Below are 10,001 nucleotides of genomic sequence, written 5' to 3' on the forward strand. Positions count from 1 at the left end.
ACCAAAAGTTAGGAGGTCAATCTTCGAATGGCTAAAGTAAAAAGACCCGCTCGTAACCGCAAACGCAGAGTGAAAAAGAATATTGAACACGGAGTAGCACATATCCGTTCAACATTCAATAATACGATCGTAATGATAACTGATGTACATGGTAATGCAATTTCTTGGTCTTCTGCAGGCGCATTAGGATTTAGAGGTTCTCGTAAATCTACTCCCTTTGCTGCTCAAATGGCTGCTGAAGCTGCTGCAAAAGGCGGCATGGAAAATGGTATGAAATCAGTCGAGGTTTCTGTAAAAGGACCTGGATCTGGTCGTGAAGCTGCGATCCGTTCATTGCAGGCAACAGGATTAGAAGTTACTGCAATTCGTGACGTAACACCGGTACCGCATAACGGTTGCCGTCCTCCAAAACGTCGTCGCGTATAATAAAATATACTAGTGGTGTCGTTTTTGGGATAGCGTTAATTAACGTTTTGAAAGGGGTAAACGGATTATATGATCGAAATTGAAAAGCCGGTAATAGAAACAGTTGAGATCAGTGAAGATGGGAAATTCGGTAAGTTTGTCGTAGAACCTCTAGAGCGAGGATATGGGACAACCTTAGGGAATTCCTTACGTCGAATCTTATTGTCATCTTTGCCAGGTGCTGCCGTCACAACTTTACAAATCGATGGTGTTTTGCATGAATTTACTGCAATCGAGGGTGTTGTTGAAGACGTCACTGCCATCATTTTAAACTTGAAGAAACTTGCACTTAAGTTGTATTCTGAAGAAACAAAAACCATTGAAATAGATATTGAAGGGCCCGCAACTGTAACAGCTGCAGACATTATCTTTGACAGTGATGTTGAAATAATGAACCCGGATCTCTATATTTGTACAGTCTCTGAAGGTGGACACTTACATGCTCGCATGGAAGCGCACAAAGGCAGAGGATATGTACGTGCTGAACACAACAAACATGATGATATGCCGATTGGTGTATTACCGGTTGATTCGATATATACCCCGGTCAGTCGCGTAAATTACCATGTCGAAAATACACGTGTTGGAGAAAAAGAACAATATGACAAGTTAACGCTTGACGTCTGGACAGACGGATCGATTTCTCCAGAAGACGGTGTCAGTCTTGCCGCTAAAATCATGACTGAACATTTGAATATATTTGTTAACTTAACAGAAGAAGCTCGTGAAGCAGAGATCATGGTTGAAAAAGAAGAAACACAAATGGAAAAAATGTTGGAGATGACCATCGAAGAATTGGATCTATCTGTGCGTTCTTATAACTGCTTGAAACGAGCTGGCATCAACACTGTTCAGGAATTAACAAATAAAACAGAACCAGAAATGATGAAAGTCCGTAACTTAGGACGTAAATCGCTGGAAGAAGTAAAATTAAAACTTGGCGAGCTTGATTTAAGCTTACGCGAAGAAGAATAATTTTTGTTAAGGAGGATTTCAACCAATGGGTTATCGTAAATTAGGACGTACTAGCTCTCAACGTAAAGCAATGCTTCGTGATTTAACATCTGACTTGTTTATCAACGAACGTATTGTTACTACTGTGACTCGCGCCAAAGAAGTATCTAAAATGGCAGATAAAATGATCACATTAGGTAAACGTGGGGACTTGCACGCACGTCGTCAAGCTGCTGCTTTTGTTCGTAACGAATTAGCAACTGTATCAGAAACTGAAGACGAAATCGTAGTACAATCAGTATTACAAAAATTATTCAGTGATTTAGGCCCTCGTTTTGCAGAACGCAATGGAGGATATACTCGTGTCTTGAAAATGGGACCTCGTCGTGGTGACGGTGCTCCAATGGCTGTTTTAGAATTAGTAGAAAAAGCAGCAGTTTCAACCGATGGAGACGCTAAATAATTAAAAAGCAATAAACTATAACCAAAATCACTTTTGGATGTATGATGAGCGTTATGATGATGGAAGGAACTGTTTTCCAAGTGTCTAGCTCAGTTTCTCCTGGGGGTATCCTCAGGAGAGACCCATATATCGTAAAGTGTTTTTTTATTAGCATTATTAAACCATACATAAGCAACTGTACGATTTTTGTTCCTAACATTTCATACTCGATTTGATTTGACGATTTTCATTATTGAAAAAAGATTCAACCAGTTTCTCTATTGTTATACCAAGGTGTTTTTGGTAATCTTGTAGTGTTGAGTAACTGTCAAGACACTTTGATGATTACGTTGAATTTAAGGCTCGTGACTGAATATAGAAGTTGAGGTAAATCATGACTGAAATTATACGTTTGAAAAATATAACATATAAATATGCTGATGAAGATCTGCGTCCTGCTTTACAGGATGTTTCTTTTTCGATCAATAAAGGTGAATGGGTGGCCATTATCGGTCCAAACGGTTCCGGTAAATCAACGTTGGCAAAAACCATTAACGGATTAATTGAACCCGACAGTGGCGAAGTCAAAGTCGGCGGGATGATGCTCAACGAGCAGAATGTCTGGTCTATTCGCGCAATGGTCGGTATGGTGTTTCAAAACCCGGATAACCAGTTCGTTGGATCGACGGTTCAGGACGATGTCGCTTTTGGTCTGGAAAACTTAGGGGTCCCTCGCGATGACATGATCGAACGCGTGAGAAATGCACTGGAGAAAGTAAACATGCTCGAATTTGCCGAAAGAGAACCGGCTAGACTTTCTGGTGGTCAGAAACAGCGTGTCGCCATAGCGGGGATCGTTGCTCTGCGTCCAGCTATTATGATTCTGGACGAAGCTACAAGTATGCTCGATCCGCAAGGCAGAGAAGAAGTTTTGCGTACAGTCAAGGAAGTCAAAGAACGGGAAAACTTGTCAGTTTTATCGATTACCCATGATATCGATGAAGCTGCGGCAGCTAACCGCATCCTTGTGATGAGAGACGGGAAAATGGTCGAGGAAGGCTCGCCCGAAGCTATCTTTTCTTTAGGAGAAAAGCTAGTGGAAATGGGTCTGGATCTACCGTTTCCGGAACGTTTGAAAGCATCATTAAAAAAACAGGGTCTGGATGTCCCGCAGGATTATTTAACAGATGAAGGGATGGTGGACTGGTTATGGACATTGGTTTCCAAGATGTAGGGTATACCTATCAGAAAGGAACGCCCTTTGAAAGCAAAGCCATCTATGACATCAATCTTTCCATCAAAAACGGCTCGTTCACTGCCATAGTCGGTCACACGGGCAGCGGGAAATCGACGGTGCTGCAGCATTTAAATGCCTTGAAAAAACCTACTGAAGGTGTCGTCACGATCGGTGACCGTTTGATTACACGTTTATCAGAAAATAAGGGCCTTAAATCTCTGCGTAAAAAAGTGGGGATCGTCTTCCAATTTCCGGAAGCCCAGTTATTTGAAGAAACAGTCGGCAAAGATATTGCTTTTGGTCCTAAGAACTTCGGTATGACTGAAAAAGAAGGACTCGAAAAAGCTAGAGAACTCTTACCTATAGTCGGTTTAGACGAAACGTTCATGGAACGTTCTCCTTTTGATTTGTCTGGTGGACAGATGAGACGGGTAGCTATTGCCGGTGTGTTAGCTATGGAGCCGGAAGTATTGGTCCTGGACGAGCCCACTGCCGGTCTGGATCCTCAGGGTCGTAAAGAAATAATGGATATGTTCTACAGTTTATATAAAAACAAAGGCTTGACCATCGTTTTAGTCACGCACCAGATGGATGACGTGGCGATGTATGCGGACCACATGATCGTTCTTGGAGAGGGGACCGTCATGAAAGAAGGACACCCAAGAGACATTTTCCAGGAAGCGGGCTGGCTGGCTAGTATGCAGCTCGGCGTACCTTCAACGATAAGATTTGCGCATGAACTGGAAGAGAAATTTGAGTGGACATTTGATCCGCTACCGCTAACGACTGATGACTTAGCTAGACAAATAAAAGAGAAGCTCGCCAGTAAGGGCGGTGAATCATCATGATGGATAAACTGATTTTTGGGCGCTATATCCCGGGTGATTCGCTGATCCATCGTTTGGATCCTAGAACAAAATTGATAGGTGCAATCTCATTTATTATTATAATTTTCCTGGCAAACAACTGGATCTCTTACTTGGCACTGATCGCCTTCGTTTTGACGGCGGTCAAGCTTTCCGGAATCGATCCAAAATTCTTTATCAATGGCGTGAAGCCGCTTATCTGGCTGATTATGTTCACGGTCATACTGCAAATCTTATTTACGAGTGGACAGACCATCTGGTTCAAGTTCGGCCCGATCATCATTTCTCAAGAAGGCGTGTTAAACGGCGTGTATATTTTCTTCCGTTTTGTCTTGATTATTTTTATGTCGACCATCTTGACCTTAACGACGATGCCATTATCTTTAACGGATGCGATAGAATTTCTGCTCCGACCTCTTTCCGCCGTTAAAGTACCGGTTCACGAAATCGCACTGATGTTATCCATTGCCTTGCGTTTTGTGCCGACATTAATGGATGAAACAGAGAAAATCATGAATGCCCAGCGTGCACGCGGGATCGATTTTGGTGAAGGCAATATCTATGAACAAATGAAATCTATTGTCCCGTTACTGATTCCTCTGTTCGTCAGCTCCTTTAACCGGGCGGAAGAATTGGCTACAGCGATGGAAGCCCGCGGATACAAAGGCGGCGAAGGCCGGACGAAATACCGACAGCTGTCCTGGGAAATCAGAGACACATCGGTGATGGTTGCCTTCGTGGTGCTCTCCGGGGTATTGTTTTTATTAAGAACATAATAAGTGAAAGGATAAAGATGAGAATCTTTATCCTTTTTCCTTTATATTTAAAAGGGAGATACTCGTCTAAGGACGAGCATTCACATCTCTCAAAAAAATTAAAATGGTATCAATAGAGACATACACAGAATGAAAAGGAAGATAAAAATGACGGGTTTGAGATATAAAGCAAAAATCGTATACGATGGTACACAGTTTTTTGGTTTCCAAGTGCAGCCTGATAGGCGGACCGTTCAAGGAGAACTGGAAAAAGCTGTGACCAAGCTAGCTAAAGGGCAAGAAGTCCGCGTGCACGGAGCAGGTAGAACGGATGCCGGAGTCCATGCCAGAGGACAGATCATTCATTTTGATTTTCCGTTTGCGATCGAGGTGGATGGCTTGATGGTCGGGATGAATTCAGTGACAACTTCTGAAATAACTGTTTTAGAGGTAGAACGCGTAGAAGACACGTTTCACGCACGTTACCTGGCTAAAGGAAAAAAATATAGCTACCGTGTCGACAATAACCAGTTTCGTGATCCCTTTTTGAGATATTACAGCTACTATCACCGGTATCCGATGAATAAAGAAAAAGTAGAGAAAGCGCTGACGCAGCTTGCGGGCACACATGACTTCACGAGTTTTGCCTCCACGCATTCTGACAAGGAAGACAAAGTGCGTACCCTCTATCAGGCATCGGTGGAAGTGAATGAAGATACGAATGAGTGGATCTTTACATTTGTCGGCAACGGCTTTTTATATAATATGATTCGGATCCTGATGGGGACGCTTCTGGAAGTCGCTGACGGCAGACGCGAGCCGGAAGAAATCCAGGAGATCATTGCCGCGAAAGACCGCGAAGCCGCTGGAATGACCTTGTCGTCTGTCGGCTTATGTATGGAAGCCGTATACTATGAAACCAAAGACATTCCCGGGTACAAAAAGGAGGAATAGTGGATGATTCATAAGCAGTATAAAGTGACCGGCCATCTGATCGATGTGTCGTATACGGAAAAAGAAGTGAATGAGATCTTCAAACCGTTACTTGAAAAACTTGTTAAGCTCAGAAAAGAGAAGGATGAACGCATTATTGTGTATCTAGCTGCACCCCCCGGGGCCGGCAAGACAAGCTTATCTTTATTCCTGGAAGACTTATATAAGGAACAAGGATATCCGTATACGTTCCAGTCGGTTGCGATGGACGGGTTTCATCACTATAATGACTACTTGAATCAGCACACAGTCGTTAGAAACGGCAGAGAAGACCCTTTGATAAAATACAAAGGAATACCCGAATCATTTGATCTAAGCGCGTTAAAAGAGAAAATCAAAGCTCTCACACAGTATCGACAGGTCAACTGGCCAACCTATGACCGGGCTTCACATGATGTCTCGCAAGAAACGATCCCGGTGGATGCCGATATCGTACTGATCGAAGGGAATTATTTGCTTCTGGAAAAAGTGGGTTGGAACGAACTTACAGAGTACTGTGATTACAACATATTCATTCAAACCAATCTTTCGGATATAGAAGACCGTCTGATCAACAGAAAGCAATTAGGTGGGGCCACTCAAACGGAAGCGGTGAACCATTACGAGCAGACAGACAAAGTCAATGCTGAACTGGTTTTATCATATTCCGCCAAAGCGGATATGACCCTGGAATTAACCAGCGACGGTCAATTAAGAAAAATTTAAAATATAAAATTTTAAATCCATTATTTCTCCATAATTACCTTTTATACTATAGTTAAGAAGTAAAGGAGGAGTTAAACATGATGAACAAAAAAGCAACTATATTAACAGTCGGTGTATTAGGACTGGGTGGTTTGGCCGCTTTAAACACTGATTTTGCATCTGCTGAAGAAAATACAGTGGATTCTACCGAAGAACAGACAGGTGTGTTTGATTGGATGCAGGAACGCATGGGCCAAGGGTTCAAGGGATTTAATAGGGGCGGAAATGCAGACGGAGAATTCCAGCCTGGATCTGGACCGTTTAACCGTTCAGCTCAAGGACATATGGGCCAAGGCATGCACGGTGGAAGCGGTCTGGGCAATGGCTACGGCCATGGTCACGGAGCACAACAGTTTCAAGATGACGAATGGCTGGAAGAACGCGAAGCATTCAGAGAAGAGCAATTCGAAAATTTCGATCCAGATATGAGTGAAGAAGAATTTGCAGCCTGGTTTGAAGAACACGACGCATTGAGAAGCGAGCGTTTTGGAGCGATGCATCCAGAGTGGGACGAAGAGTCGCTGGAAGAACGTGAAGCATTCAGAAAAGAGCAGTTCAAAAACTTTGATCCAGATATGAGTGAAGAAGAACTTGAAGCATGGTTTGAAGAACACGACTCATTTAGAGAAGAACGTGAATCTTTCAGAAACGAACGCCAACAAAATAATCGTCCATTCGAGGATTCAGAAGAATAAACGAAATAAACAAAGTGACCTTTCTAGGAAGGTCACTTTTGGCGAACCGGCTCATCAGTGGTAGTATGACTTTAAAGGAAATTTATAACGATTTGAGGCGAGCCTATGCATGTATTAGTTGTGGATGATGAACAGTCGATCCTGGATATTATTGAAGCCTATTTGAATACGAAAAACTACCGCGTGAGTCTTGCTGAAACAGGTCAGGAAGCACTCCAGATCGTTGAGGATGAAGACATCGACTTCATCATTCTCGACATCATGCTGCCCGATTTATCAGGATGGGAAGTCTGTCAGCAAGTCAGAGAGACATCAGCGGTTCCCATCATACTACTTACTGCCAAATCAACGGAACAGGATGTGCTGAAAGGACTGAACATGGGGGCGGATGATTATATCAAAAAGCCCTTCAGTCCTAAAGAGCTACTTGCACGCATGGAAGCCGTTTACAGGCGGTCAGGCTTTTCAAGAGAAAATGAAACTGAATGGTCTTTCAATCAAAACCGTTTGACCATTTATCCTGAACGTCTGGAAGTTGAGGTGAGTGGCAGAGCCATTAACTTGACGCGCACTGAATTTCAACTGCTTCAACTGATGGCGGAACACCCCCAGCAGGCTTTTTCACGCGAACACTTACTGGAATCGGTGAAGGGCCTGGAAGCCTCAGCGATGGATCGTGTGATCGACTCACATATCAAAAATCTAAGAGCAAAGATTGAAGCTGATCCGAAAGAACCGACATTTATTTTGACGGTCCACGGTGTCGGCTATCGATTCGGAGGTAAAAAAGATGAAGACCACACTATTTAGAAGACTATTTTTACTATTTCTAACTGGGAGTGCACTCTTCATCTTTTTGTTTAGTTTTCTAACGTTTCAACTCACGGAAAATCAGTTTGACAGTTACCTCAGTGACCGGTTCTTGCAGTCACGCGAGACGCTCGTCGATCAGCTGGAAGAAAGTTATGTCGAGTACGGCGAGTGGAATCCGGATGCGCTGGCGGGCATCAACTGGACCGGGATGCAGTCTCAGATCATGTTTACAGTCATTACCCCTTCTGGAGAAGAAATCGTGCCTGAAGTAGGGATGATGTCAAATGGCGGCCGCATGATGCATGGAAATGGAAATGGCAATTTGATGTTGGAAATGGACGGAGAAATCCTGACTGAAACCGTTGATTTATATGCGGATGATGAACCTATCGGAACTGCAGAACTGCAGTATCCCGGCGTACCGGATTATTCCGATAACGAACAGCAGTTTATCAGCGATTTACTTGAGATGCTTGCTGTTATCGCCGTTATTTCGATTATCGCAGCCGCCTTAGCCGCCTACTTGCTGTCCAAACGTTTGAGTAAGCCGATCGTGGAAACGAGCAATCTGACAGAAGCCATTGCCGAAGGGGATTACAGCCGGCGACTCGAGCACCACGAACCGATAGAAGAACTGAGTAAACTGCAGACCAATGTCAATGCGCTTGCCCATCAGTTAGCGATGCAGCAGACGATGCGGAACCAGCTCGTTTCTGATCTGGCTCATGAAGTACGGACACCTTTGACCACTTTGCAGGGAAACATTGAAGCCATGATGGATGGTGTCTGGCCGATGACCACAGAGCGACTGGCACTGATCGATCTGGAAGTGAAACGTTTGGCTCAGCTGATTGAAAAAATCGACCATATCGATGATGTCCAGTATCAGCAAAACACGTTGCAGCTGGAAACCTTTGACCTGACCAAGCGTGTCGGTCAGATCGTGACGATCTATGAGCAGCGGGCACTGGAGAAAGATATTGCTCTGACCGTAAACGGACGACCTCTAAAAATCGAAGCGGATATCAGTCAGATCAGTCAGGTCATCACCAATCTCATTACGAATGCGATCAAGTTCACGCCTGAAAAAGGGGAAATCACGGTTGACGTGAAAGAAGTGGATGGAACGTGTCATCTGTCTGTTTCAGATACCGGTAAAGGCATAAGCAAAGAGAACCAGGAACAGATTTTTAATCGCTTTTATCAGGTTGAGCCTTCGAGAAACACCAAGATCGAGGGCCAGGGACTCGGACTGGCAGTCGTGAAAAGTATCATAGATGCTCATCACGGTAAAATCAGAGTAGAGAGTGACGAAGGAAAAGGGTCCGTGTTCACGGTTATCCTACCATTGAGACAATAAAAGATGAAATTTGAAATAAATTAAAAAAGGGAAGTAGTGGGAATTAGAATGAAAAGATTATTATTATTAGGATTAAGTACAACATTTATTATGATGGGGTGTTCAGACACCAACGATACAACTGATACAACCGACTCAACTGATTCGAATACAGAGATGAATGTTGCCGAAGATGAAACTGTCCAAGATGAAATGACTGAAATTGACGAAGTTGATGAAATGGTAGAAATGGACCATGATGGAGAACTGCCAACTGATTTGAAAAAGGCGGAAGATCCTGCATTCCCTGAAGGCAGCAATGCCATCATTACGGCAAAACATATGCCGGGAATGGAAGGGGCAGAAGCGACTATAGCGGGCGCTTTCGACACAACCGTCTATGAAGTGAGTTATACACCGACTACAGGCGGCGAAAGAGTGATCGATCACCGTTGGGTCATACAGGAAGACTTAGCAGAGGGAACAGATATAGCAGAGGCCGGCGATGAAGTCATTCTGGATGTGGAGCATATTGAAGGAATGCAAGGGGCTACTGCCATAGTCGAGGAAGCTTATACTGGAACTATTTATGCCGTCGATTATACCTCGACTACAGATGGTGAAAAAGTAACTGATCATATGTGGGTGACCGAAGACGAATTGGAAGCGCTAGAAGAGTAAACAGTTTAACTATCGCC

12 protein-coding genes are annotated in these 10,001 nt (G+C 43.7%); all 12 read left to right on the top strand.

Translation table 11 applies throughout. The features are described 5' to 3' along the window. The first annotated feature begins 27 nt into the window (after positions 1 to 27). The 12 genes from rpsK (at position 28) to R6U02_RS02975 (ending at position 9,984) form a co-directional block, all read left to right on the top strand. On the top strand, positions 28 to 426 hold the full coding sequence (gene rpsK / locus R6U02_RS02920) for a 30S ribosomal protein S11 (protein WP_410262137.1): 399 nt from the start codon (positions 28 to 30) through the stop codon (positions 424 to 426). A gap of 69 nt (positions 427 to 495) precedes the next feature. Next, positions 496 to 1,440: a DNA-directed RNA polymerase subunit alpha gene (locus R6U02_RS02925; RefSeq protein WP_410262138.1), complete on the top strand. Its 945-nt coding sequence runs from the start codon at positions 496 to 498 to the stop codon at positions 1,438 to 1,440. A gap of 25 nt (positions 1,441 to 1,465) precedes the next feature. Further along, on the top strand, positions 1,466 to 1,882 hold the full coding sequence (gene rplQ / locus R6U02_RS02930) for a 50S ribosomal protein L17 (RefSeq protein WP_410262139.1): 417 nt from the start codon (positions 1,466 to 1,468) through the stop codon (positions 1,880 to 1,882). 373 nt (positions 1,883 to 2,255) lie between these two features. Next, positions 2,256 to 3,095, top strand: a complete 840-nt coding sequence (locus R6U02_RS02935; RefSeq protein WP_410262140.1) for an energy-coupling factor ABC transporter ATP-binding protein — start codon at positions 2,256 to 2,258, stop codon at positions 3,093 to 3,095. Beyond that, positions 3,071 to 3,946 (top strand): energy-coupling factor ABC transporter ATP-binding protein, encoded by an 876-nt coding sequence (locus tag R6U02_RS02940; protein ID WP_410262141.1) that lies wholly within the window; start codon positions 3,071 to 3,073, stop codon positions 3,944 to 3,946. The genes R6U02_RS02935 and R6U02_RS02940 overlap by 25 nt, the downstream gene beginning before the upstream one ends. Continuing rightward, complete coding sequence (locus R6U02_RS02945; RefSeq protein ID WP_410262142.1) at positions 3,943 to 4,740, top strand: energy-coupling factor transporter transmembrane component T family protein; 798 nt, start codon at positions 3,943 to 3,945, stop codon at positions 4,738 to 4,740. Before R6U02_RS02940 ends, R6U02_RS02945 begins: the two co-directional genes overlap by 4 nt. A 147-nt stretch (positions 4,741 to 4,887) precedes the next feature. Next, the gene (gene truA, locus R6U02_RS02950) at positions 4,888 to 5,673 is read left to right on the top strand and encodes a tRNA pseudouridine(38-40) synthase TruA (RefSeq protein ID WP_410262143.1); all 786 of its coding nucleotides are present in this window, start codon (positions 4,888 to 4,890) and stop codon (positions 5,671 to 5,673) included. Between the two features lie 3 nt (positions 5,674 to 5,676). Then, the gene (locus tag R6U02_RS02955) at positions 5,677 to 6,417 is read left to right on the top strand and encodes a nucleoside/nucleotide kinase family protein (RefSeq protein WP_410262144.1); all 741 of its coding nucleotides are present in this window, start codon (positions 5,677 to 5,679) and stop codon (positions 6,415 to 6,417) included. A gap of 77 nt (positions 6,418 to 6,494) precedes the next feature. After that, positions 6,495 to 7,151 carry a hypothetical protein gene (locus R6U02_RS02960; protein WP_410262145.1) on the top strand — a complete coding sequence of 219 codons (657 nt, stop codon included), beginning with the start codon at positions 6,495 to 6,497 and terminating at the stop codon, positions 7,149 to 7,151. Between the two features lie 105 nt (positions 7,152 to 7,256). Beyond that, the gene (locus tag R6U02_RS02965) at positions 7,257 to 7,961 is read left to right on the top strand and encodes a response regulator transcription factor (protein ID WP_410262146.1); all 705 of its coding nucleotides are present in this window, start codon (positions 7,257 to 7,259) and stop codon (positions 7,959 to 7,961) included. Next, positions 7,942 to 9,324, top strand: coding sequence for an ATP-binding protein (locus R6U02_RS02970; protein ID WP_410262147.1), 1,383 nt, complete (start codon positions 7,942 to 7,944; stop codon positions 9,322 to 9,324). Before R6U02_RS02965 ends, R6U02_RS02970 begins: the two co-directional genes overlap by 20 nt. A 48-nt stretch (positions 9,325 to 9,372) precedes the next feature. After that, positions 9,373 to 9,984 carry a YdhK family protein gene (locus R6U02_RS02975; RefSeq protein ID WP_410262148.1) on the top strand — a complete coding sequence of 204 codons (612 nt, stop codon included), beginning with the start codon at positions 9,373 to 9,375 and terminating at the stop codon, positions 9,982 to 9,984. The last annotated feature ends 17 nt before the right edge of the window (positions 9,985 to 10,001 follow it).

Origin of the sequence: Alkalibacterium sp. (genome assembly GCF_046484155.1) — a bacterium.
GTDB lineage: Bacteria > Bacillota > Bacilli > Lactobacillales > Carnobacteriaceae_A > Alkalibacterium.